Origin of the sequence: Cryobacterium sp. TMT1-62, from assembly GCF_004403145.1 — a bacterium.
Taxonomy (GTDB): Bacteria; Actinomycetota; Actinomycetes; order Actinomycetales; family Microbacteriaceae; genus Cryobacterium; species Cryobacterium sandaracinum.
In genome coordinates, this window is the sequence record NZ_SOGZ01000026.1 from 65,732 (window position 1) to 89,721 (window position 23,990).

Genomic DNA, 23,990 nt, shown 5'->3' on the forward strand with positions numbered 1-23,990 from the left:
ATCGATGGTTTGTCAAGAGAGCGCTCTCTCCTGGCTCGGCGGTCAGAGTCCGTCTTGGTCCGGTACGGTCACTGTGAGGGAGCGCACCCGGCCGTCGCGGCGGAAGACGCTCGCGCTCACGTCGGCGTCGAGCGTGCCGCCGGGACCGGGCACCTGGGCGCCGTCGGCGAGGTGTGCGACCATCTCGAGCGGGCCGCCGCGGTGGAACACGACCGGGACCTGACAGAACGTGAACGCGAGCGTGTCCGCGGGCAGCTCGACGCTGTGCTGCTCGCCGAGGACATCCCGGTAGGCGAACGTGCCGGGAGCCGTGGTCCACTCGCCGGCCCGCAGCAGGGTGGGCCGCAAACGGATGCGACCGCCTTCGACCCGCAGGCCGAGCTCGCCCAGGCGGGTGAGCACCTCCTCTTTGACCTGCCCGGTCATCCCCGGCTGCCGGGCGCCCTTGCCGGCGGGCGTGTGCGAGTAAGGATCGGTGGGGAACGCACCGTAGGTGAGCGGATCCTTGCGGTAGCCGATGCCGGCACGCACGTCCTCGTACGCCGCCATCAGCCCCTGGATCGAAGTTTCATCCGCCCGCTCGGCGACGGCCCGGTCGAGTGTCTCCTGCACCGCGAGCAGCAGCTTCGCGACCATGTGCCAGTAGATGCTGCCGAGGCCCTCGTAGGCGAAGAACGAGCCGGAGCGCCCGGTGAATTCCGCATGCCGGAAGACTTCCTCGAAGATGGTGAGCAGTTCGGCCCGGTCCTGTTCCACGGCGCCCTGCAGCGCTGGGTCGGCGCTGAGCCGGTCGAGCGCCTCCGAAACGCCCCTGGCGTTTCGGATGTGGGCGGCGAAGTGCAGGTCGCCCTGAACATCCCGCACAACAATGCTGCGGTCGCCGGCAGCGATGAGGCGCAGGGCGAGAGGGCAGTCGGCGGCCCGTGCCGCACTGAAGGTGTTGCGGGCGAGAAAGGACGAAAGGTCCTTGTCGGGATAGAGGATGTAGCTGTGCTGGTCGGCGCGGTACAGCCGGCTCGTGCGCAGGGCACCGAGCAGGTCCAGCGTCTCTTCCGGGCCGAGCAGGCCGGAGGAAAGGATGGCGACCTGGCCCTCGAGCATCTCCGCGAGCCGTCGCACATCGGCCCCATTGTCCCCGAACTCCAGCACGTTGTAGGAGTGCACGAGCCCGTCGTCCCGCCGGTTGGCATGCAGGCCGGACTCGATGAAGCGCCGAGCCAGATCGAGCAGCTCGGCGACGTCTCCCGCGGCGACCGCCGACCGCTCCCCACCGAACCCGGCGTAGACCCGCTCGCGATAGGCGGTCCCTGCCTCGCCCAGGCCGTCCATCACGGCCCGGCGGCGAGTGGAATCGAACCCGACGGCCAGGCCGTCCGCATGCTCGAAGAGCACGTCGCGCACCGCGGTGAGCAGTCCGGCGAGCTCGCTCGAGAGCTCGACGTCGACCGTCAGGAGGTCCTGCACGAAGACGAGGTAGCGGCGCAGATAGGCGAGGGTGACCACCGACAGGCCACGGCCGACGAGCGCGTTGTTGGCGTCGTTCCATTCCGGGCGCTGGGTCGTCATCCAGATGCCGCCGTCCGGCACCAGATTGACGAGCTTGGCCAGCAGGAGCAGCAGCACCTTCTCGGCCAGCGTTACCCGCACGAGGTCGCCGTCGGCACCGTGCACGAGCCGACCGTCCGAGCCCTCCTCGGCGACCCGCCGCGTGATCGTGCGCTGCCGCTCGTCGTCGAAGGTGATGGTGTTGTACGGGTCCGTGAGGATGTCCGCATAGGCGGCGATCCGGTACGGCACGTCGGCGTGGGTGAAGGCCGCCCGGTTGATGAGCGCGCCGAGGCGCCCCGGGTGGAATCGGCGGGAGGTCTCGAGCAACTTGAGCAGGTAGATGATCTGGTGGTCGCTCCAGTAACCGATGTTGGCCCAGGGGTCTTCGGGCTCGGGGACCTCCCAGTCGATGCCCTCGCGAGAGATCCGGTACGGGTTGTAGCCGTCGGCGGTCGTGGCGTCAAGGAAAATCGTGACCATCGACTCCACGTATTCGGGGAATGACCAGGCCAGCGCCTCCCAGTTCTGGAAGATGTCCCGCCAGTTGCCTTGGTATTCCAGGCGACGGATGCCACCCTCGTCTTTCAGAACGATCCGGAACTGATTCCACGGCCGGCTCGGATCGCCGTGCCGGCGGCTGAACGTGAGCGGCAGGTATTCCGTGGCGAGGCGCCACAGGTCTACGTCGCCGTGCTCCTGGGCGATGGCGATGAGTTCGTCGGCGCGCAGCCGCTCGGGCAGCGCCGCCAGCACGCCGGCGCAGCGCTGGGCGGTCGACTTACTCCGCTGAATGATGAACGCCCGCACGTCGCTCAACTCCACCGTGTAGCCCTCGGCGGGAACGCCGCCGCGCATCGTGTTGAAAAGCACGTTGGCGGTGTGGTGGATGGTCGCGAGCTCGTCGCCGCTGTGCTGGGCGGCGTCGGTGGCCGCGAGGATCGTCTCCAGGTCGGACCGGGTGCCGACGATGTCGGCCGCGAGCTCCTCGGCGAGCCCGGCAGGATCTCGCAGCTTCTCGCGCAGGGCGACGACATCGGCCGCGTCCTGGTTGACGTCGGCGACGATCTGCCAGCGCTGCGTGCTTCCGGGGGCCAGCGTGATCCGCGCGTGCACGAGGTAAGCGCCGCGCTGGCCGCGGACATCCGTCTCGGCGGTGATGCCCCGGCCCCGGGCGAAGGCAGCCACCTGGCTGATCGAGAGCAGGTGCTCGGCGTTGCCCAGCCCTACCTGCCAGGCCACGTTGGCCTGCAGCGACTCGCTGGGCTCGGCGAGGTCGGAGAGCGTCGCGTTCAGCGTCAGCAGCCCGAGGCCCGTCGAAGAGTCGAGTTCGGCCCGCTTGTAGGCGTCCAGCAGCACGCTCAGCTCGTTCTGCGTCTTCTTGAGGGCTCCGGCGGGAAGGATGTTCACCAGGCCGTCGAGGAGGTCGACGTCGAGCGTTTCGCCGAGTTGCTCGCCGGTGAGCTTCTGGTCGGTGAGCGAGGTCAGGGCGCAGCTGCGCACGACGCCGAAGCGGGCACTCGTCTGCCAGGTCACGCGCAGGCGCAGGCCGAGATCCGGGCGGGTCTCCTCGAAGACCAGGGTCGTGCCGAGGGCGTCCTTGTACAGCGTGCGCTGCACTGCCTGATCGCCGGGACGTACCTCCGCGAACGGCTGCCAGTGAATCCCGGTCCCGTCGGGGCGTCGAACGAGCAGCACGCTGAGCCCACCGGTTCGGCCGCCGCTCTCGGTGACCTTGTCGTCGGTGTAATACGGGAACAGGGCCCGATCGGCGTCGACCCGTCCTGCCGTCAGGCCGCCCGTGCTCGAGATGAAGAGCCAGACGTTGCTCGCGCCGACGAGGGTCATGAAGAACGGCGGCATCTGGTCGTAGGCCTCGATCCGGTAGAACCGGCGCCCGTCCAGATCGACCGGTCCGCCCCGGACGGTGCCCTCCGCAGGGTCAGTGCCCTCTGCGGGGTCGAACGGGATCTCGCCCCGGCCGGTGGGCTGAATGATGGTCTCGAGGGGCATGCGATCCTCCATTGGATTCACTCCGGCGGATGTTCCGGCCGGCGAAGGCTCCACCATCTCACTGATGAGAGCGCTCTCACAGACTGCCAGACATCTATCGCGCATTCAAGCGCCGGCCCCCCGCGGTGTTGTGCGGAGGGCCGGCGCTGGGTCGGCTGAAGGTGCACCGGGTCGACCGGCGGGGGCCCGCCTGGCGGCCGAAGCCTTAGGCGAACGCGGCTACGGCGACAGTGACGGGTTCGTCGCCGGAGACCAGGTGCAGCACCCGGCGCTCGGCGGCGCCGGTCTCGATGAGTGCGGCCAGCACGGCCGCGACGTCCGCGCGGGGCACAGTCGCGCGATCTTCCGGCAGGCCGGGGCCGGCCGGGTTCAGGCGCACCAGTCCGGTTCCTGCGTCGTCGACGAGGCCGCCGGGGCGAACGATCGTCCAGGCCAGGGGCCGAGCGATCAGGTCTTCCTCGGCCGCCAGTTTGGCCTGCAGGTAGCCCAGGAAGTCCGCCGGTACATCCGCCGGGGTCTGACCGTCCCGCACCTTCTCGGTGCCGGTCGACGAGATCTGGATGAAGCGCGCCACGCCGGCGGACTCAGCCGCGTCGGCCAGTCGCACGGAGCCGCCGAAGTCGACGGCCTGACGGCGCCCCTCGCTGCCGTCGGCTCCGGCGCCCGCGGCGAACACCGCGACGTCGGCACCGGCCAAGAGATGCGCCGCCTCGGCCGATGAGGTTTTTTCGAGGTCGAACACCACCGGAACGGCTCCGTCAGCGACGAGGTCCGCCCTCTGTTCCTCCGTGCGGATCAGCCCGAGGACCTCGTGGCCGTTCTTCGTGAGCTCCCGCGTGAGCTGCCGGGCGATTTTTCCATGTCCACCTGCAATAACAATGCGCATTACCAATACAACGCCCCGACGGCCCCCACAATTCCCCAACGCCCGGACCGGGCCATCCGTGACTGCGCGCCCTGTGCGCATTCGACGGAGATTTTGCCACAAAGTGACAATTTGAGGCCTAAATGGGGCGGTAGGAGCAAAATCTCCGTCGAATTCGTTCGGGTGCTAGCGGGGCTGGGTGCGGGCCTCGCGCTCGAACTCGTCGACGTCGATCCCCGGCTCGACCAGGGCGCCCATCCTGTCGGCGGCCCGCTGCGCGTCCCGGGTCAGCTCGGCCTGCGCGGTCAGCTCGGCCGCGTTCTCGTCCGCGGCCTCCTGCAGGGCGGAGGTGTTGCGCAGCGGCGGCGCCGTGAGGAAGAAGCTCAGTACGAATGCGACCAGCACGACGGCCAGGCTCACCCAGAAGACGGTGACGGATGCGTCGTTGAAGCCGACGAGGAACGGCTCTGCGAGCCGCGGGTCGGCCGTGTTGAGGAACGAGGTGTCGCCGTCGAGGGCGCCGCCCACGCTGCCCGGGTTGGCCAACAGGGCCAGGATGCCGGTGTTCGCCGGGTCGGCCTGCACGGCCGGGTCCGTTGCAGCGTCCCTGACCCCGGAGACGATGGTCGGGTTGTCGAAGGCCGCGCCGATCGTGTCGGGGATGCGGGTGAACAGCACCGAAAAGAGCACGGCGGTGCCGAGCGTGCCGCCGATCTGGCGGAAAAACGTCGCGGCGGATGTGGCCACGCCGATATCCCGAGGGCCGACCGAATTCTGGCTGGCGATGGTGAGCGTCTGCATCAGCTGGCCGAGGCCGAGGCCGATCAGGAGCATCCCGGCCATCATGAATCCGACCGGCTTGTCGGCGGTGGCGAATGTGAAGAGCAGGAAGCCTGCCGACATGAAGGCAGTGCCGATGGTGGGGAAAACCTTGTAGCGGCCGGTACGGGCGATCAGCTGGCCGCTCACAATGGAGGAGATCATCAGGCCCGCGATCATCGGCAGCATCAGGAACCCGCTCTCCGTCGGGGTGGCCCCGTTCACGAGCTGCAGGTAGAGCGGCACCGTCATCATGGCGCCGAACATGCCGAAGCCGACGAAGACGCCCAGGATGGTCGCCATCCTGAACGTGGACGAACGGAACAGTTTCAGCGGGATGAGCGCGTCGTCGCCCATCAGCCGCTCGGCGAGGATGAAGGCCGCGATGCTGAAGAGCCCGATCACGTAGCAGGCGATCGAGGGGATCGAACCCCAGCCCCAGGTGCGGCCCTGCTCGGCCACGAGCAGCAGCGGCGCGGCTGCAAGGATCACGGTCACCGCTCCCCACCAGTCGATGCGAACGGGCCGGGCGAAGTGGGGAACGTGTAGAAACTTCAGCACGATTGCGAGGGCGATGATGCCGATCGGGAGGTTGATCAGGAAGACCCACCGCCAGCCCGTGATTCCGAGGATCGTGTCCGAGCCCGACAGGACGCCGCCGATGAGCGGGCCGATCACGCTGGAGACCCCGAAGACGGCCAGGAAGTACCCCTGGTATTTCGCCCGCTCCCGGGGTGCCAGCATGTCGCCCATGATCGTCAGGGGGAGAGCCATCAGGCCGCCGGCGCCGAGCCCCTGGATGGCCCGGAAGATCGCGAGCTCGTACATCGAGTTCGCCAGGCCGGCCAGGAGCGAGCCGATGAGGAAGATTGTGATCGCGATCAGGAACAGCGGGCGGCGCCCGAAAATGTCGCTGAGTTTGCCGTAGATCGGCGTGCTGATGCACGACACGATCAGGTAGGCGGTCGTCACCCAGGCCTGCAGCGCCATGCCGTCGAGGTCGTCGGCGATGGTGCGCATCGATGTTCCGACAATGGTCTGATCGAGGGCGGAGAGGAACATTCCGGCCATCAGTCCGAAGATGACGAAGAGAATCTGCCGGTGGGACATCAGCGGCGGGGCGGCGAGAGCGGGAGAAGTTTGCATTGTGCGCAAAGTTACACGATGGGCAAACAATCTTCAAGCGCCTGCGGGCCGTCGGAGGCTGGGGGAACCCGCTCCGGTCTATGCTCAGCATCGTGTGGGCAGATCGGGCAGTGGGGGTCGCGCATCCGTTACGGCGGAGGCGTATCGTCGTGCTGTCCATCGCCATCTCTGTACTCGCCGCCGGTGCGGTGGCGGCCGGAGCCCTGACCGGGGAAACCGCGCCGCCCGTCGTCGGTTCCGCCGTCGCTCCGACGCTGATTGCCCGTGTCGAACCGAGCGCCACCCCCACCCCGCCTCGTTCCGCCCCGACAGGTTCCCCGGAGCCGGCCGTGATGCCTACCTTTGACCGTTCCGCGCGCTCACTCGACGACCCGGCCAGCCTCTGGGTCGTCGTTGACAAGACCCGCCCGCTGAACCCCACCGACTACGCTCCGACCGACCTCGTCGACGTCCCGGTGGCTCACGTCTGGAGCCCGCAACTTCGCCGGGAGGCGTCGGACGCAACCGTGGCCCTGTTCTCCGCGTTCGAGGCGGAGACCGGGCTGAAGCTGCAGTCCCACAGCGCCTACCGGAGCTTCGCGGCCCAGGTGATGGTCTACGACGCGGATGTCGCCGCGAACGGACAGGCGTTCGCCGACACCAGCACGGCCCGGCCGGGAAACAGCGAGCACCAGACCGGTCTGGCCATCGACATCAGCGCACTGCCCCGGATCTGTTCGCTGGATGCCTGCTTCGGCGACACCCCACAGGGGCAGTGGCTTGCCGGGAATGCCTGGCGTTTCGGGTTCCTGCTGCGCTACCCGGCCGACAAGGTGGCCATCACCGGCTACGGCTACGAGCCCTGGCACTTCCGCTACATCGGAACGGAACTGGCCACGGAGATGCACGCCACCGGAACCGCCACCCTCGAGGAGTTCTTCGGGCTCCCGGCGGCTCCCGGCTACCACTGATCTCGTTCCCCAATCCCGTTTCCTGATCGGCGCAGGGCCGGCGTGTCGTCCACCCGGGCATTTCCCGGATAAGTGTGATTACCTTGGAACGGACCCCCCCCGAGTAGGGCGTGTCTGCCACCCCCCCCGGTGGCACCTCGAACGAAGAGAGAAATCTGTGGTTCTGACCCGACGTTTCCGCATCGTCGCTGCCGTACTCGTTCTGGGCGGCCTCGTGGCCGGAACGGCCGCCGTGGCCGGGATGACTGGGGATGAACCCGTCGTCTCGGCGACTCCGACCCCGGCTGCTGACTCCACGCAAACGGCGCCGAAGGCCGATGCGGCCGCGTCTGACGCGACGGCTACAGATCGGGTCGCCCCCGCGGAGGCCGCAGAGCCGGTTCCCATCGACGCCCAGGTGCAGGCGCAGGTGAGTTACATGCTCGCCCACTGGACCGACTACAACACGGATGGCTACGGCGTCATCACCGACAACGACTGCGTCAATTTCACCAGCCAATCCCTGATCGAGCGGGGCTGGACCATGGACGACCAGTGGTACGCAGAGGGAACCGGCTCCGACTTCGACACCTCGTCACCGTGGATCAGCTCAACCGCGTTCCGGGACTACGTCGCGCAGTCCGGCCGCGCCACCGCCCTCACGGATGACCAGCGCGACCAGGTCAAGCTCGGCGACGTCGCCCAGTTCGACTGGGACAACTCCGGGGACCGCGACCACACCGGGGTCGTCACCCGGATCGAGGGGTCGGGCGACGACATCCAAATCTACTATGCCGGCCACACCGACGACACCGACTTCCGGTCGGTCGACTACGCGATCACCGAGAAGCACCCGGGCGCCACGGCGTACTACTGGAGCATTCCCTAGGTACCGAAGCACTCCCTACTGCTGATCTCCGGTCCCGACAGGCTCGACCGCCGCGGTGGTCAAGCCGGTCCGGACCAGACGCGTCAGGCGATGGCGCCGTCGACGATGGCCTTGGCCTCGATCTGAACCTGCTTCAGGTGTTCCGGGCCAGTGAAGGACTCGGCGTAGATCTTGTAAACGTCCTCGGTGCCACTCGGCCGGGCCGCGAACCAGGCGTTCTCGGTGACGACCTTGACGCCGCCGATTGCCGCACCGTTGCCGGGAGCGTGACTCAGCTTGGCGATGATCTTCTCGCCGGCGAGTTCGGTGGCCGTGATGGCGGCTCCGTCGAGCTTGGACAGCTGCGCCTTCTGGGCGGGCGTCGCGGCCGCGTCCACGCGAGCGTAGGCCGGGTCGCCGAAGTGCTCGGCCAGCTCGGCGTAGCGTTGGCTGGGCGTCTTGCCGGTCACGGCGAGAATCTCCGAGGCGAGCAGGGCCAGCAGGATGCCGTCTTTATCGGTGGTCCAGACGGTTCCGTCAAAGCGCACGAAGCTGGCGCCGGCGCTCTCCTCGCCGCCGAAGGCGACCGAGCCGTCGATCAGGCCCGGAACGAACCACTTGAATCCGACCGGCACCTCCCAGAGGTCGCGGCCGAGGAAACCCGCGACGCGGTCGATCATGGTGGAGGAGACGAGCGTCTTGCCGATCGCGGCATCCGCCCGCCAGCCTTCGCGGTGGCTGTACAGGTAGTCGATGGCCACGGCCAGGAAGTGGTTCGGGTTCATCAGCCCGCCGTCGGGGGTGACGATACCGTGCCGGTCGGCGTCGGCGTCGTTGCCGGTGACGATGTCGAACTCGTCCTTGTGGGCGGCGACGGATGCCATCACGGACGGGCTCGACGGATCCATCCGGATCTTGCCGTCCCAGTCCAGGGTCATGAAGCGCCAGGTGGGGTCGACGTGGGGGTTGATCACGGTCAGGTTGAGCTCGTAGCGGTCGCGAATCGCACCCCAGTAGCCCACGCTCGCGCCGCCGAGCGGGTCGGCTCCGATACGAATGCCGCTGGCCTTGATGGCGGCCATGTCGATGATGTTCTCAAGGTCATTCACGTACCCACCGCGGAAGTCGTAGGTCTCGACCGCGCTGGGCTCGCTCTTTTTGACATCATTGAGCCCGGCGGCGATGAGTTCGTTGGCCCGGGCGGCGATCCACGAGGTGGCGTCGCTGTCGGCCGGTCCGCCGTGCGGTGGGTTGTATTTGAAGCCGCCGTCGGAGGGCGGGTTGTGGCTCGGGGTGACCACGATCCCATCGGCCTCGTCGCTGTTCCCGGCCCGGTTGTAGGCCAGGATCGCGTGCGAGAGGGCCGGAGTAGGCACATAGTCGTCGAACTCGTCGACCAGCACGCGCACGCCGTTCGCGACGAGCACTTCGAGGGCGGTCGTATAGGCTGGCGCGCTCAGGGCGTGCGGGTCGGTGCCGATGAAGAGCGGCCCGGTGATGCCCTGCATGGCGCGGAATTCAACGATCGCCTGCGTGGTCGCGATGATGTGGTCTTCATTGAAGGCCGTGTTGAGGGAGCTCCCTCGGTGACCGGAGGTGCCGAAGGCCACTCGCTGGCCTGGCACCGTGACATCCGGTTTCAGGTCGTAGTACGCCTTCACCAGCGCTTCGACATCGACAAGGTCAGATTCCAGGGCCGCTGTGCCCGCGCGTTCGTTCATAGTGTCCAGTCTTGCACTGCAACTAGGCTGATCTGCATGTCCGAGTCGCGCAATGTCAGCTACAGCTTCCTCGGGCCGACGGGCACCTTCACCGAGGCAGCCCTCACCCAGGTCGTCGAAGCCCAGGGCAAGCCGTGGCGGGCCGTGAACAATGTCGGCGAGGCGTTCGACGACGTCGTGTCCGGCCGTAGTGTGGCCGCGATGATCGCGATCGAGAACTCCGTCGACGGTGGCGTGTCCGCCACGCAGGATGCACTCGCGAGCGTGCCCGACCTGCGCATCATCGGCGAGTACCTGGTTCCGGTGAACTTCGTCCTGGTGGCTCGCCCGGGCACCGCGCTGGCCGATGTGAAGATCGTCAACGCGCATCCGGTCGCCTATGCGCAGTGCCGCCGCTGGCTGGAATCCAATCTGCCGCACCACGGCCACCTTCCGGCGTCGAGCAACGTGGCCGCCGCCGCGTCGCTGGTCGAATCAGGGCAGGCGGATGCTGCCATCGCTCCGCCCGGCATCGAGAAGCACCACGATGTGGTCGTGCTCGCCCGCAGTATCGGCGACAACGCCAACGCGGTCACCCGCTTCGTGCTCGTCAGCCGAACCACCACCGTGCCGCCCCGCACTGGCGCCGACAAGACCAGCCTGATCGTGGAGCTGCCCGAAGACCGCTCAGGCGCCCTGCTCGAGATGCTCGAGCAGTTCGCCACCCGGGGCGTCAACCTCAGCCTGATCCAGTCGCGCCCCATCGGCGACGCCCTGGGGCGCTACCGGTTCGTGATCGATGCCGACGGTCATATCCACGACGAACGCGTGGCCGACGCGCTGCTCGGCCTGCGCCGGTTCAGCCCCCAGGTGATCTTCCTCGGCTCGTACCCGCGGGCCGACAAGCAGCCGATCGAGTTCACCTCGCGCTACAACGACAACGTTTTCATCGGTGCGCGCGCCTGGCTGCGCGGCCTGCTCGGCGAGCCCGCGGTCTGACGGTCCCACCAGCCCAGCCCAGTCCAGCCCGGCCCGGCCCTCAGGCCGCGACAGGAACCCGCAGGACGAGGGCGGCAGGGTCGGTGCGCAGGGACACCGAGCGCACCGGGCCGAGCGCGTCGCCGTCCACCTCGAACTCCTGCGCCTCGACCAGCACGATCCGGATATCGGCGGCGTGCAGCGTCGTCAGCACCCGTGCAGTGGTCGATTCGGTTCGCTCGATGATGCGACGCCCGGCCGCCGAGCGGCGCAGAACGCCGTTCTCCCACGTCACCCGGCGCCAGATTGTGAGCCAGCCGAGCACACCCTTGGGCTGCAGCATGGCGATGTCGAGGATGCCGTCGTCGAGGCGGGCATTCGGCAGAATCTGGATATTTCCCGGCAGCAGGCCGCAATTGCCGATCAGGATGGTGCTCACGTGCGCCGGCCGGTGCGGGCGCCCGTTCAGGCTGTACCGGATCTGGAACGGCTTGACCCGGGGGAGCACGCGCGCCACGGCGTCGACGTAGGCCAGCCAGCCCACCGCCCGCTTCAGTTCGGGCCGCGTGCTCACGACCATCTGGGCGTCGATGCCGATGCCCGCCATCACGAGGAAGACGTGGTCGGCCAGGGCGCCGTCGTCGGTGCGCACGGATGCCACACCCACGTCGATCGGCTTGTTTCCGCCCGTGAAGGCAACCATGGTGGCCTCGTCAAGGTTCGACAGCGGCAGGCCCAGGTTGCGGGCCAGCAGATTGCCGGTGCCGAGGGGCACGATGGCCAGGGGCACACCGGAGCCACGGAGCACGTCGGCGATCGCGCGAATCGTGCCGTCGCCGCCCGCCACGAGCACCAGGGACGCACCCTTCGCCAGGGCGAGCCGGGCGGCTTGCCTGCCGGCGTCGTCCGCGGCGGTCGGGAGCCAGAGCGAGCCGGCCCAGTCCGACGCGGTCTCCGCGCGGGCCACGCTCGCCCGCAGGCGGTCCAGGTCGACTTTGGTGGGGTTGTAGACGATTGCCGCCCGCCGAACAACTGTCGGTTGATCGGAAGTATCCACGCGGTAAGGCTAGCAAGGTGCCGGACCATGCGCTTGTAGACTGATTCGGTGATTGATCCTGTGCTGCTGCGAGAGAATCCTGACCTCATCAAGCGTTCGCAGAAAGCGCGCGGTGCGTCGGTCGAGGCGGTCGACGACGCGCTCGCCGCCGACGCGGAGCGTCGCGCCACTATCCGGGCGTTCGAGGCGCTGCGTGCCGCCCAGAACCAGTTCGGCAAGCAAGTGGCCTCCGCGCCTCCCGCGGAGAAGAAGGCCCTCGTCGCCCAGGCACAGAGCCTCGCTGCCGATGTCAAGTCCGCCGCGGCCGCCTCGAGCGAGGCCGAGGCGCTGTTCACCGCGGTCGTGCGCACCCTCGCGAACCCCGTCATCGACGGCGTACCGGCCGGCGGTGAAGAGAACTTCGTCACCCTCCGCACCCATGGCGCCGTGCCCGCCTTCGACTTCGAGCCGCGCGACCACCTCGAGCTGGGCGAACTGCTCGGTGCCATCGACATGGCCCGAGGGGCCAAAGTGTCCGGCGCCCGGTTCTACTTCCTGCGCGGCATCGGCGCCCGCCTCGAGATCGCGCTGATGAACATGGCGCTCGACCGGGCGCTGGCGGCCGGCTTCATCCCCCTGATCACGCCCACCCTGGTGCGGCCCGAGATCATGGACGGCACCGGGTTCCTCGGCGAGCACGCCGACGAGGTCTACTTCCTCCCCGCCGACGATCTCTACCTCACCGGCACCAGCGAGGTCGCGCTCGCCGGCTACCACTCGGACGAGATCCTGGACCTGTCCGGCGGACCGCTCCGCTACGCCGGCTGGTCCACCTGCTATCGGCGCGAGGCCGGTTCGGGCGGCAAGGACACCCGCGGCATCATCCGGGTGCACCAGTTCAACAAGCTGGAGATGTTCACCTACGTGCTGCCGGAGAATGCCGAGGCCGAGCACGACCGCCTCGTCGCCCTGCAGGAGGACATGCTCCAGGCGCTCGGCCTCAGCTACCGCGTCATCGACGTGGCCGCCGGCGACCTCGGCTCCAGCGCCGCCCGCAAGTTCGACATCGAGGCGTGGGTCCCCACCCAGAACGCCTACCGCGAACTGACCAGCACGAGCAACTGCACGACCTACCAGGCGCGCCGGCTCGATATCCGTTACCGCACCGAGTCGGGCAAGACCACGCCGGTCGCAACCCTCAACGGCACCCTGGCGACGACCCGCTGGATTGTGGCCCTGCTCGAAACGCACCAACAAGCGGATGGCTCGGTACTCATCCCCGAGGCGCTGCGCCCCTGGCTGGGCGGCCTCGACGTCATTCGGCCGGTGGGCGCATGACGACGCCGACGGATGCCCCCTGGCTGGTGGCCCTCGACGTCGACGGCACCACCATGCACGAGAATGGCACGATCAGCGACGGCGTCCTCGACCAGGTGCGGCGGCTCGCCGCGGCCGGTCATGAGGTCATGCTCGCCACCGGGCGCTCGTCCGCCACCACGCTCCCCGTGCTCGAGCGCCTGGACATCACCCCGCGCTTCGTGGTCTGCTCGAACGGTGCGATCACCCTGCACCGCGACCCGGCTTCCCCCACCGGGTACCGGCGCGAATGGGTCGAGACCTTCGATCCGACCGATGTGTTGATGCAGATCCGCTCGCACCTGGTCGGTGCCAGGTACGCCGTCGAAGACGAGCGCGGCTTCTACCGCTACACGGAGCCGTTCCCGGATGCCACGATCGGGCTGGATAGCGAGCACGTCGAGTTCGACGATCTGCTGCGCCAGGACGCCACCCGGGTGGTCGTCATCTCGCCTGACCACGACATGGAGGATTTTCTTCAGATCGTCGACCGGATGGGGCTGAACCGGGTGAGCTACGCGATCGGCTGGACTGCCTGGCTCGATATCGCCCCCGACGGCGTGAACAAGGCCACCGCCATGGAGCGGGTGCGCGCCGAGTTCGGGATTCCGCGGAGCCGCGTGATGGCCGTCGGCGACGGGCGCAACGACATCGAGATGCTGCAGTGGGCGTCGGTCCAGGGTCGGGGAGTGGCCATGGGGCAGGCTCCGCACGAGGTGCTCGCGGCGGCCGGCGAGATCACCGGCGCCGTTCACGAAGATGGGCTCGCGCTCGTTCTGAGCAGCCTGTAGGCGGTGCCCAGCCCGCTGCCAGCATCCTCTGGCACTGTGGTGAGCCTGCAAGCGGCTAGAATCGGTCGGTATTCGTTAGTCCGCGACCGCGTGTTATACCAGCGCCGCGGGCAGCGAACCGGGAGGGCTGTCCGAGCGGCCGATGGAGCCAGTCTTGAAAACTGGTGGGCAGAGATGTCTCGTGGGTTCGAATCCCACGCCCTCCGCACCTCGATTCTGCACGACCTGCACAAACGAAGGGACCTGAGTGAGCGACGAATTACGCCCCCGCTCGACACGATCGAAGAAGCTCAGTACCATCGCCCGCCATGGCCGGCTGCGCCGCTCCAACCCGTTCGTGACCGTGGCCAAGGTGCTCGCCGCGTCACTGGCCGTGCTGCTCGTGAGTGGTGCATCCGTCGCCGCGATCGCGACCTACGATGTCGCGTCGAGTGTGCAGGAGAGCGTGCCCCTGGCCAACGAGACCGAGGGTCCCGCCCCCAAGATCGATGCGATCCCGGGCGGCGTGAACCTGCTGGTGGTCGGCAGTGACAGCCGAAAGGGTCAGGATGCCTCGTTCGGGCCGGAGGATTCCACCGGCGACCTCAACGATGTCACCATGCTGCTGCACATCTCCGAAGACCACACCAACGCCTCCGTGATCAGCTTCCCCCGGGACATGTATGTTCCCATCCCCGAGTGCCCGGACCCTGCTGGCGGCACCTTCGACGCGATGAGCAGCCAGAAAATCAACACCACGCTCACCTACGGTGGCCTGGCTTGCACCGTGCTCACGGTCGAGAAGCTCACCGGTTTGAGCATCCCCTACGCGGCAGAGGTGCAGTTCGACGGCGTCATGGCCATGTCGACGGCCGTCGGCGGCGTGCCGGTCTGTGTCGCCGAAGACATCGAAGACGAGTACACGAACACCTACCTTCCGGCCGGAATGCACACGCTCGAGGGTCTGGAGGCGCTGCAGTTCCTGCGCACCCGCCACGGCGTCGGCGACGGCAGCGACCTGACGCGGATCAGCAACCAGCAGGTGTTCCTCTCCTCCCTCGTACGAACCGTGAAGAGTGCGTCCACACTCTCCGATCCCGTCAAGGTGTACTCGCTGGCCAAGGCCGTCACGGCCAACATGAACCTGTCCACGAGTCTCAACGACGTCTCCACCCTGGCGTCGATCGCCGTGGCCCTGAAGGACATCGACCTCAGCAAGGTGGTCTTCGTGCAGGCCCCGACCGGCAATGTTGACGGCGGCGTGGAACCCATCCAGCCGGACTTCGACGACCTGTTCACCGCCGTCGAAGATGACGACTCGCTCCAACTGGCCGGAGACCCGGCTGCGGAGGACCCGGCTGCGATCCCGGATCCCGATGCCACGACCGATCCGGCCGCACCGGTCCCGGATCCGGCCGCGACGCCCCCGACCGCAGTGCTTTCCGATTCAGTCCAGGGCCAGACCGCCGGAGACGTCACCTGCTCTGCAGGCCGGTCGCTCGAGGACCAGTAGTCTCCGGGCGGCGCCCGCAGTCCTCGGTTCGTGCGGATGCCGTCAGTACCGTTATGCTTGCCTACGTGGGTTTGCGCTGCAGACCCCAAGGAGACGTCGCATAGTACGGCTTAGTGCACCACCCTGCTAAGGTGGAGTACCCTTCACGGGGTACCGTGGGTTCAAATCCCACCGTCTCCGCGCTTCTCGTTCCTCCGCATCCCGGTTTTTCTCACTTGGTGCGGGGGTTTTTCTGTCCCGGAACGCACCTGTGACTCGATTCCGGAGGCTCTAACCAACGTCCGTGTCTGAGCCATTTGGTGACCCGATCCCGAAAAATCACGCCAACGTTGGTTGAGCCTGTCGAGCCCCCAACCGGTCCCCTCCCCCAGGCCGCCAGGTGCGGGTGGGGTCGTAGCAGTAGGGTGCCCGGACTTCGGGTTTGCCCCGGATCATGCGGATGTTCCAGCCGGAGGTGTCGATGCTGTGGTGGTGGTACCAACACAGCAGGACCCCGTTGTCGATCTCGGTTTTTCCGCCGCGGTGCCAGGGGGTGACGTGGTGTACTTCGCACCAGGCGGCGGGCACGGTGCACCCCGGGATGGTGCAGCCGCCGTCGCGGGCGCTGATGGCGCGGCGTTGGGCCCGGTTGAAGAAGCGATTCTCGGTGCTGAGGCTGAGGACCTCGTTGTGCGGCCCGAACCGGATCTCCTGAAATCCGCCGGCGCAGAGCGCCTGCTTCACACTTGTCAGCGAGATCGGCGCTTCGACGCCGTCGATCCAGCCCACCCCATGGTCGGCGGTAAGGTCGGCCTGGTTGACGTGGATCATGACGGTGGGGGCGGCGCCGCCCATGGTCGGGGTCCCCGCGTCACGGGTGGCGGCTTCGAACACACCACGGAGGATGTCGGCGCGTTTCTGACCACCATTACGGTCGTCGCTGAGGGCCGCGGCCTCCGCCCCCGGGATCAGCTGCCCGGCCGCCATGCGCGCTTGTTCTTCTTCGGTCGGAAACTTGGGCGCCGCGTGGGCGGAGAGATACGTGTCGAAGATGGCGTTCATGATGCCGCGGAGCTCCGGCGTGACTCCGCCGCGGAGCGGGTAAAGGCCGTCACGGAAGAGCCCGAAGCCGACAGTGCTGCGGGCCTCGGCGACGGGCTCGTTGGGGGCGGTGCCGTCGGGATCGAGGCGAGCCTGCCACTGCCCCGCCATGCCCCGCACCAGGTCCGCAGGGAACGCGAACCCCTCGCCGGGCAGGCCGCGGGTTTCGTCGGTGACGGCGCCGGTCGCACTGGCCACCAGGGCACGTTCGGCAGTGCCGAGGTCGTCGGGCGCGACGCGGGCCGCGACCAGGTCGAGGGCGGTGACGATGTTCTCGGCCGCGTCCACGCCGAGGTCCCCGGCGGTGAGGGCGTCCGCCACGGCCGGGTAGTAGGGCGGCAACATGCTGGTGCCCGCCCGGCGCGGGGTCACGTTCTCGCCCAGGCGCACCCGCCGGTTCGCCTCCCGGGAAGAGACGCGGGTCAGGCGAGTGATCAGGTCGATGCCGCTGCTGGCCCCGTTCTTATACGCCAGGGACTCATGGCCCAGGATGCGGCGGGACCGCACCGAAATGTCAGCGGCGGAGGCGACCCTGGCCGCATCGACCCGGCGGCCGAGGTCTTCGACCGTGCCCAGCACCATCATCGCGTCCGCCTCGCCCAGGAGCGAGAAAGAGACCGAGTCGAGCGCGGCCGCGGCCAGATCACGGGCCTGCTGCAACTGCTGCACGAGAGGTGACTGTGCACGGGGTGCCTGCGCGAGGGGTGCCTGCGCGAGGGACGGCACCGCCTGCGGTGAGGCGGTGGGGTGGTGCGGAGTGGGGGCTCCAGCCATGCCTTAATAGTAGATGTGTACTAATAACAAGTCAAGAGGTTCTGAACGAGTATAGAAAATAATTCGGTCGGCGCGGTGCCGTGGTTGGCCGACCACGCGCATCCGTCGGTGCGCCCCTCAGGCACCGCGGGCTTCCTAACGAATTCGACGGAGATTTTACCGATTTCGAGCCCAAACGGATGTTCTGGGCCGGTTCTGAGCAAAATCTCCGTCGAATTCGTTCGGCCGGGGGCCGGCGCAGGAATGCCGGGGAGCTCAACCGGGGAGCTCAACTGGGGAGCTCACGCCGACGGGCTCAACCGCCGCTACCCGCTAGAAGTTCGGCAGGAACTCCTGCCAGACCGCCCGCCGCTCTCCTCGCGGATCCGGTTCGATGCGACCGACCTCGTCTCAGAGTCAGCCGGTCGGTTTCCGAGTAGGTCGGCCAGGTGTCGTCGGGCCGCCTTGTGCAGGCGAAGCGAAGCCAGTGCAGGCGCATCCGATCGCCCGCGTTGATGAAGAGTTCCCGCCCGCCGAGCAGGGTCAGGGCCCGGGCCGTGGGGCCGTCGACGTGGTCGAACAGGGCGAACAGCTCGATTCCGTGTGTGGCGCTGATGCCCAGCGTGTGCTTAAGCCGCGGGACCAGGTCGAACCGGTACGTATAGACCGGCGCGACCCGGGAGTGGAAGTCACCGATCTGCAGGCCCGGATACCAGAACACGAAATCCCCGCCGCAGTCCGACGACGACTGTTTCGCCGGCAGGCTCGCGTAGACGGAGCGCATCGCGTCGTGCGGGCTCACCGGGGCGTGGTCGAAGATGGCCGCGATACGCGTCGGCGACTTCGGCAGGATGTCCACCCGGCCCCGGAACAGCGACCCCTCCCGCTCTTTGGTGCCGATGATCAGCGGCACCCGGTGCGCGGTCCCGTGACGGAAGGCGTCGAGCGGCCGCTCGGGCAGGAAATCCACGTCGATCACCGGGATCAGGCAGAAGGTGCCCGGGCTGGCATCCGGCGTGCGCGCCTGCAGCGCCACGGCCGCCTGGGTCAGGTCGGCTACCGCGGCGGTGGTCAGCGTGGATAAAGACCATCACCGGGCGGCCCAGCCGTCTACGCGACGCCGACGCCGGCCGAAGCACGTTGACACTCAGGCACTCCTCACTGGCCGCGGGGCCCGGAACCGCAGCTCGCCCACGGGTGGCGCAGCGTAGGGGATGCCGCGCCAGGCCGAATGCCATTGTCGTCCACGCCGCGCACGATCCCGCCGGTGACCCGCACCTGCAAGCGGCTCCGCGGGCAGGCCGACGCCACCTCGCGCGGGGTCGCGGTCATGGTGTCCTCACTTCGGGCGCGTCGACGCCGCTATCGGTACTCCGGGTTCGGCTGGAATCCGAACCGCTCGCCCTCGTCCCACTCCGCGCGGAGGTTCCCGTAGGCGGGGATGCCGCCGTTTGCCTTCAGCATTGCGGCCAGGTGCATCAGGTTCCAGGTCATAAAGGTCACGTTGCGGTTCGTGAAGTCACTGTCCGGCCCCCCGGAACCCGGGTCCAGGTAGCTCGGGCCCGGACCGATCGCGCCGATCCAGCCGACGTCGGCCGCCGGCGGAATCGTGAAGCCGATGTGCTGCAAGCTATAGAGCACGTTCGACGCGCAGTGCTTCACGCCGTCCTCGTTGCCGGTGATGACGGCCCCGCCCACCTTGCCGTAGTAGACGTACTGACCCTTGTCGTTCAGCTCCCCCGACATGGCATAGAGCCGTTCGATCACGCGCTTGGTGACCGAGCCGTTGTCGCCGAGCCAGATCGGCCCGCCGATCACGACGATGTCGGAGGCGCGCACCTTGTCGAACAGGGCGGGCCAGGCATCCGTCGCCCAGCCGTGTTCGGTCATGTCGGGGTAGACGCCCGAGGCGATGTCGTGGTCGATGGCCCGGATATTTTCGACGTGGACGCCCTGCTCGTGCATCAGGTTGATGCTGAGGTTCATCAGGCCCTGTGTGTGGCTGATTTCGGGGCTTCGTTTGAGGGTGCAATTGATGAACAGGGCCCGAAGGCCGGCGTATTCGAAGGATGCCTGGGTGTTGCGGATCGCGGTCATGGCGTCAGTTTTGCACCTGCCCCAGACCTCGTCTAGGGCCACACCGGGGCCCGCGCCCTCCGGATCGGGCCTTCGATCGGGCCGCGAATCGGGTTAACTGGGAGAGTGATTTCCAGAGAGCATCGGGTGTTGATCGTGGCCATTCTGGCGTCGTTCGTGGCGTTCCTGGACGGCTCCATCGTCACGGTCGCGCTGCCGGCGATTTCTCGGGAATTCGGCGGCGGTCTGGTGCTGCAACAATGGGCGGTCGACGGCTACCTGCTGTCATTGGGCGCCCTGATCCTCGTGGCCGGGTCACTCTCGGACACGTTCGGCCGGGTGCGGGTGCTCCGAATCGGACTGGTCTGGTTCGGGATCACCTCGCTGGCGTGCGCGGTCGCACCCTGGGGGAGTGCGCTCGTGCTGGCCCGAGTGCTGCAGGGCGTGGCGGCGGCTCTGCTCGTGCCGAGCTCCCTGGCGCTCATCACCTCGACGTTCTCGGGGGCGGCGCAGGCTCGAGCGATCGGGGCCTGGACCGGCTGGACGGGCATCGCGGGCATCATGGGTCCGGTGCTCGGCGGCATCCTGGTGGACACGCTCAGCTGGCGCCTGATCTTCGGGCTCAACGTGATCCCCATCATGGTTACCCTGGTGCTGCTGGCCGGCCTGGACGAGCCGGTGCGCACCCGTCCGGCGGCCCCCATCGACGCGTGGGGCGCCGGCCTGGCCGCGCTCGGGCTGGGCGGTCCGGTCTTCGCCCTGATCGAGCAGGGGCGGCTGGGCTGGGCCAGCCCGGTCGTGTTCGTGCCGCTTGTCGTCGGGCTGCTGGCCTTCGCGGGGTTCCTCTGGTGGGAGGCGCGCGCGCCGCATCCGATGATGCCCCTGAGCCTGTTCAAGATCCGCAATTTCGGCGTCGGTAACATCGCTACGGTCGGTTTCTACGCCGCCCTCGGCCTCGGTTTCTTCGTGTTCACGCTCTATCTGCAGCAGGTCGGCGGCTTCTCGGCGACCGTAACCGGTTTCGCCGGCATCCCGGCGACCGCCATGCTCCTGCTCTTCGCGACCCTGTTCGGCACCCTGGCCGGCCGCTACGGACCGCGCGCGTTTATGACCGTGGGCCCGATGGTGGCAGGAGCCGGATTCCTGCTGCTACTCGGGGCGGTGCCGCCGATCGCGCTCTGGTCGCAGGTCGTGCCGGCCGTCGTCGTGATCGGCCTCGGCCTGGCCATCACCGTGGCGCCGCTCACTTCCGCGGTCCTCGGCTCCATCCGGCCCGAGCAGGCCGGCATCGGCTCGGCCATCAACAACGCCGTCGCCCGGGTGGCCGGTCTAGTCGCGGTGGCTCTGGCCGGCACGATCATCGGAACTACGCTCGACGTTCCGGGATTCCAGCGCGTGATGGTCGTCGTCGCGGGCTTGATGTTCGCCGGCGGGCTCGCCTCCTGGCTCGGAATCCGCACCTCGGGTCCGGTTCTCGCGCCGGAGCACCCCGAATAACTGCTATAGTTTTCAAGTTGTCAGAGAGTACTTAGCTCTGGGCAGCCTGCGCTCGTAGCTCAACGGATAGAGCATCTGACTACGGATCAGAAGGTTGGGGGTTCGAATCCCTTCGGGCGCACATCTGGACCCCCGCAATCAGCAGATTGCGGGGGTTTCCTGTTTGTCCGAAATGCACGGGCGTCGGAACCCGAAAAAACGCGGTCTCTCGCAACGATAGAGTGAGAAAGTGCTCACCCGCCTGGTTCAGATCTCCCGACCGGTGCTCTGGGTCAACACCATCGGAACCACCGTCATCGCCATGTGGCTGGTCGGGGATTTGTGGCGGTGGGAGATTGTTCCGCTGCTCCTCTGGGTGACGCTGCCGTTCAACCTGCTGATCTACGGTGTGAACGACATTTTCGACCAGGAAACGGATGCCCGGAACGCCCGCAAGGGTGGCCTCGAGGGGGCCCGCATCCTCGGCTCGGAAACCCGCGCCATCGTGCTCGGAGTCGTGCTGACCAACGCGCCTTTCGTGGCGTATTTCCTCGCTACGTTGCCGGCGGCGGCGCTCGCCTGGATCGCCGCGTACATGGTGATCTTCATCTTCTACTCGGCTCCCCCGCTGCGTTTCAAAGCCCGGCGCTACCTCGACTCGCTCAGTAATGCCGCCTACGCTTTCCCGCTGGTCTTCGTGCCTCTCGCCCTCGGCGAGTCACCGGTCTGGGCGGCGGCGATCGGACTGATGGCGTGGAGTGTGGCCAAGCACACCTACGACGCGGTGCAGGACATCGACGAGGATCGTGCAGCCGGAATTCAAACCACTGCCGTTCATCTCGGCGCGCGCGGCTCCGTGGTGTGGAGCGGCGCGTGGTGGGCCCTGTCCACCGTGGGTTTCGCGCTGATCAACTGGCCGGTCGCCGTGGTGAATGCGCTCATCGCCGGCTGGTTGGTGGGGTCGCTGGGGCGCAGCCCCACGCCGATGACGGCCCGCCGAATGTACCGCTACTCGATCGCGTTCCCCTACGTCGCAGGTTCCGTCGCCGGGGCCCAGCTCGTGGCAGTTTTTTTGCTCAAGGAGCTCCTATGACACGATCCCGCAGGGAGACGAACCTGACCCCGCAGCGCATCGTCGTGCTCGGCGCGGGAGTCGGCGGGCTCACGGCCGCCGCGCTGCTGGCCCGCGCCGGCCATTCGGTGACGGTGCTGGAGGGCTCCGACTGGATCGGCGGCAAGAGCCGACGACTCGAAATCGACGGGCAGCACGTGGACACCGGACCGGCGCTGGTCACCTTCCCTCTGGTCTGGGAGGAGCTGCTGGCCCGCTACGACGCGCTCGGCGCCCGCCGCTCTGTTCCCGCCGAAGCCGCCGCGGTGGCCGCGGTGACGTTGCGGAGACTGCCTGAGGTGGGCCGGTACTTCTACCGGGGAGCGGACGCCGTCCTGCCGGTGCCCGCCGGTCACCCGTGGCACGCGGCCTGGACCCGGTTCGAAAAAGAACACGGTGGCCTCGGGCCTCAACTCACGAGCATGCTGACCGCCGACCCGGCCGATCCGGCATCGCTGCCGGCCGTACGCAACGTGTTTCGGCTCTACGGCACCCGCCTGACCACGCGCAGCTTTCTCGACGGCCTGAGCTGGATGCCCGAAGGCCTGCGTGAGGTCATCGCCATCCACACCCTCAATGCCGGTGTCTCTCCCCGGCGGACCCTCGCACTGTATGCGAGCATGCCGGCGATCATGGCCAGGGACGGCGTGTGGGTTCCCGAGGGCGGTGTGAACGAGCTGCCGCTCGCATTGCACCGGCTCGCGTTGAACGCCGGCGCGGTCGTGCGCATTAGCGAGCCCGTCACAGCCGTGTCGAAAGGGCTCGTGACCACGGCGACGACGACGCATCCGGCCGACGTGATCGTGAGCGGGCTCGACCGTGGGGTGCTCGACGGGCTGCTCGGCGTGCCGCCGGTCCGGCCACGGAAGCTGTCCTGCTCCGGCGTGGCCATCTATGCCGTGCTTGAGACCTCGTTGCCGGAGGGCACCGCCACGCATTCCGTGGTGTTGCCCGACGACCCGGCCGCCCTGCACCGCAGTCTCGATGCCGGGGCTGTGCCCGAGCAGACGATGGCCTTCCTGAACTATTACCGGCCGCACGAGGTCTATGCCAACGACCGGGCCACCGTGGCGGTGCTTCTCACCGCGCCCGCTGACGGCCGCCGCTATGACCTCGACAGCCCGTGGGTGGCGCGTGAGGTCGCGCGGGTCAGCGCCGCCGTGGGCCTGGACCGGCCGATCAGCGAGCTGTTCCGTGATCACGTCGTGCTTGATCCGCGGTACTTCGCTGGCTGGGGCTCCACCGGTGGTGCGCTCTACGGCGCCACCAACCCGCTCTGGCAGAGCGGGCCGTTCCACCGCCCCGGGTACACCAGCCGGGCACGCCCGTGGCTGTGGCGGGTGGGGGCATCGGTGCACCCCGGCGGCGGTATACCGGCCGTGCTCGGCGGCGCCATGACAGCGACCCACAAGCTGATCGGCCGCCTCGACGCCCGCTGACCGAGGAGTGACGGCCGCCGGATCAGCGAACGGCCAGGTCCGGCCGAGGCAGATGCGCCGACTCGGGGCGCACATTGGCGCGATCACAGCCGAAGCAGGTCAGCACGTAGACGGGGAGGGCGCGGTGTGCGGCGTGCACCGGGTCCGGCGTCAGGCGAGCTGTCGAGTGGCAAAAAGGACACGTGATTGTCATGGCTGAAGCTTCTGATCTTGTACCCGCCACGATCTGCAACGCGTGTTTCGAAGTTGACTCGGGTGATGTGGGCGCAGTACCCCCTTGACCTGGCCGGATGCGTGTGCCGTACCCTCCGGCATCCTGTGCTAGCGAGGTTCGATGTGCTCGATCATGAAGTCCGTGCCGGGGAACAGGATGCTCTCATGCCCTTCGCTGAACCGCACGAGGTAGGGAGGTTCGCCGTCAAGCCCGCGAACCTCCACGATCTCATCGTGCCGGTCCGGTGCTTCTACCGTCTTTCCTCGGAGGACGACCCGGTCTCCCTGTGCTGCATGCATGGGA

19 protein-coding genes and 3 tRNA genes are annotated in these 23,990 nt (G+C 67.9%); 12 read left to right on the forward strand and 10 right to left on the reverse strand.

The genetic code is table 11. From position 1 onward, the window contains the following. Nucleotides 1-42: 42 nt before the first annotated feature. The 3 genes from E3T34_RS06825 to E3T34_RS06835 form a co-directional block, all read right to left on the reverse strand. Nucleotides 43-3,558, reverse strand: coding sequence for a hypothetical protein (locus tag E3T34_RS06825; protein WP_134342542.1), 3,516 nt, complete (start codon nt 3,556-3,558; stop codon nt 43-45). Between the two features lie 205 nt (nt 3,559-3,763). Then, entirely contained in the window at nt 3,764-4,444 is a 681-nt protein-coding gene (locus E3T34_RS06830; RefSeq protein ID WP_134342543.1) for an NAD(P)H-binding protein, read from the reverse strand. 165 nt (nt 4,445-4,609) lie between these two features. Further along, a complete protein-coding gene (locus E3T34_RS06835) occupies nt 4,610-6,388 on the reverse strand; it encodes an MDR family MFS transporter (protein ID WP_233191231.1) in 1,779 nt (592 codons plus the stop codon). 149 nt (nt 6,389-6,537) lie between these two features. Between E3T34_RS06835 and E3T34_RS06840 the strand changes: the two genes are divergently transcribed. After that, nucleotides 6,538-7,338: a M15 family metallopeptidase gene (locus E3T34_RS06840; RefSeq protein ID WP_233191229.1), complete on the forward strand. Its 801-nt coding sequence runs from the start codon at nt 6,538-6,540 to the stop codon at nt 7,336-7,338. Nucleotides 7,339-7,495: 157 nt separating this feature from the next. After that, entirely contained in the window at nt 7,496-8,206 is a 711-nt protein-coding gene (locus E3T34_RS06845) for an amidase domain-containing protein (RefSeq protein WP_134342544.1), read from the forward strand. A gap of 83 nt (nt 8,207-8,289) precedes the next feature. Here the strand turns inward: E3T34_RS06845 and pgm are convergent, their stop codons facing one another. Then, on the reverse strand, nt 8,290-9,906 hold the full coding sequence (gene pgm / locus E3T34_RS06850; RefSeq protein ID WP_104099899.1) for a phosphoglucomutase (alpha-D-glucose-1,6-bisphosphate-dependent): 1,617 nt from the start codon (nt 9,904-9,906) through the stop codon (nt 8,290-8,292). Nucleotides 9,907-9,942: 36 nt separating this feature from the next. On the opposite strand from pgm, the gene pheA reads away from it, so the two are divergent. Continuing rightward, nucleotides 9,943-10,884: a prephenate dehydratase gene (gene pheA, locus E3T34_RS06855; protein WP_104099898.1), complete on the forward strand. Its 942-nt coding sequence runs from the start codon at nt 9,943-9,945 to the stop codon at nt 10,882-10,884. A gap of 40 nt (nt 10,885-10,924) precedes the next feature. Here the strand turns inward: pheA and E3T34_RS06860 are convergent, their stop codons facing one another. Continuing rightward, nucleotides 10,925-11,920 (reverse strand): diacylglycerol kinase family protein, encoded by a 996-nt coding sequence (locus tag E3T34_RS06860; protein WP_134342545.1) that lies wholly within the window; start codon nt 11,918-11,920, stop codon nt 10,925-10,927. A gap of 48 nt (nt 11,921-11,968) precedes the next feature. Between E3T34_RS06860 and serS the strand changes: the two genes are divergently transcribed. The 5 genes from serS (at nt 11,969) to E3T34_RS06885 (ending at nt 15,718) form a co-directional block, all read left to right on the forward strand. After that, nucleotides 11,969-13,237, forward strand: coding sequence for a serine--tRNA ligase (gene serS, locus E3T34_RS06865; RefSeq protein ID WP_104099896.1), 1,269 nt, complete (start codon nt 11,969-11,971; stop codon nt 13,235-13,237). Next, nucleotides 13,234-14,046: an HAD family hydrolase gene (locus E3T34_RS06870; protein WP_134342546.1), complete on the forward strand. Its 813-nt coding sequence runs from the start codon at nt 13,234-13,236 to the stop codon at nt 14,044-14,046. Before serS ends, E3T34_RS06870 begins: the two co-directional genes overlap by 4 nt. A gap of 121 nt (nt 14,047-14,167) precedes the next feature. Continuing rightward, nucleotides 14,168-14,252: transfer RNA gene (locus E3T34_RS06875), tRNA-Ser, on the forward strand. Between the two features lie 41 nt (nt 14,253-14,293). After that, nucleotides 14,294-15,538: an LCP family protein gene (locus E3T34_RS06880; RefSeq protein WP_104099894.1), complete on the forward strand. Its 1,245-nt coding sequence runs from the start codon at nt 14,294-14,296 to the stop codon at nt 15,536-15,538. Nucleotides 15,539-15,627: 89 nt separating this feature from the next. Beyond that, nucleotides 15,628-15,718, forward strand: a tRNA-Ser gene (locus E3T34_RS06885). A gap of 138 nt (nt 15,719-15,856) precedes the next feature. On the opposite strand, the gene E3T34_RS06890 is transcribed toward E3T34_RS06885, so the two are convergent. The 4 genes from E3T34_RS06890 to E3T34_RS06910 all read right to left on the reverse strand — a co-directional run bounded on the left by E3T34_RS06890 (nt 15,857) and on the right by E3T34_RS06910 (nt 19,468). Next, nucleotides 15,857-17,392, reverse strand: coding sequence for an HNH endonuclease signature motif containing protein (locus E3T34_RS06890; RefSeq protein ID WP_134342547.1), 1,536 nt, complete (start codon nt 17,390-17,392; stop codon nt 15,857-15,859). 295 nt (nt 17,393-17,687) lie between these two features. Next, nucleotides 17,688-18,407 (reverse strand): carboxylesterase family protein, encoded by a 720-nt coding sequence (locus E3T34_RS06895; RefSeq protein WP_166785848.1) that lies wholly within the window; start codon nt 18,405-18,407, stop codon nt 17,688-17,690. Nucleotides 18,408-18,518: 111 nt separating this feature from the next. Next, nucleotides 18,519-18,671 carry a carboxylesterase family protein gene (locus tag E3T34_RS16930; protein WP_134342576.1) on the reverse strand — a complete coding sequence of 51 codons (153 nt, stop codon included), beginning with the start codon at nt 18,669-18,671 and terminating at the stop codon, nt 18,519-18,521. 62 nt (nt 18,672-18,733) lie between these two features. Continuing rightward, nucleotides 18,734-19,468 carry a flavodoxin family protein gene (locus tag E3T34_RS06910; protein WP_104099160.1) on the reverse strand — a complete coding sequence of 245 codons (735 nt, stop codon included), beginning with the start codon at nt 19,466-19,468 and terminating at the stop codon, nt 18,734-18,736. Between the two features lie 105 nt (nt 19,469-19,573). Here E3T34_RS06910 and E3T34_RS06915 point away from each other — a divergent pair, with 105 nt between their 5' ends. The 4 genes from E3T34_RS06915 to E3T34_RS06930 all read left to right on the forward strand — a co-directional run bounded on the left by E3T34_RS06915 (nt 19,574) and on the right by E3T34_RS06930 (nt 23,473). Further along, the gene (locus tag E3T34_RS06915; RefSeq protein ID WP_134342550.1) at nt 19,574-20,944 is read left to right on the forward strand and encodes an MFS transporter; all 1,371 of its coding nucleotides are present in this window, start codon (nt 19,574-19,576) and stop codon (nt 20,942-20,944) included. Nucleotides 20,945-20,992: 48 nt separating this feature from the next. Next, a tRNA-Arg gene (locus tag E3T34_RS06920) sits at nt 20,993-21,065 on the forward strand. A 108-nt stretch (nt 21,066-21,173) separates the two neighbouring features. Next, entirely contained in the window at nt 21,174-22,016 is an 843-nt protein-coding gene (locus E3T34_RS06925) for a UbiA family prenyltransferase (RefSeq protein WP_134342551.1), read from the forward strand. Continuing rightward, complete coding sequence (locus E3T34_RS06930) at nt 22,013-23,473, forward strand: NAD(P)/FAD-dependent oxidoreductase (RefSeq protein WP_134342552.1); 1,461 nt, start codon at nt 22,013-22,015, stop codon at nt 23,471-23,473. Before E3T34_RS06925 ends, E3T34_RS06930 begins: the two co-directional genes overlap by 4 nt. 321 nt (nt 23,474-23,794) lie before the next feature. On the opposite strand, the gene E3T34_RS06935 is transcribed toward E3T34_RS06930, so the two are convergent. Further along, entirely contained in the window at nt 23,795-23,986 is a 192-nt protein-coding gene (locus tag E3T34_RS06935) for a DUF1918 domain-containing protein (protein WP_134342553.1), read from the reverse strand. Nucleotides 23,987-23,990 lie beyond the last annotated feature (4 nt).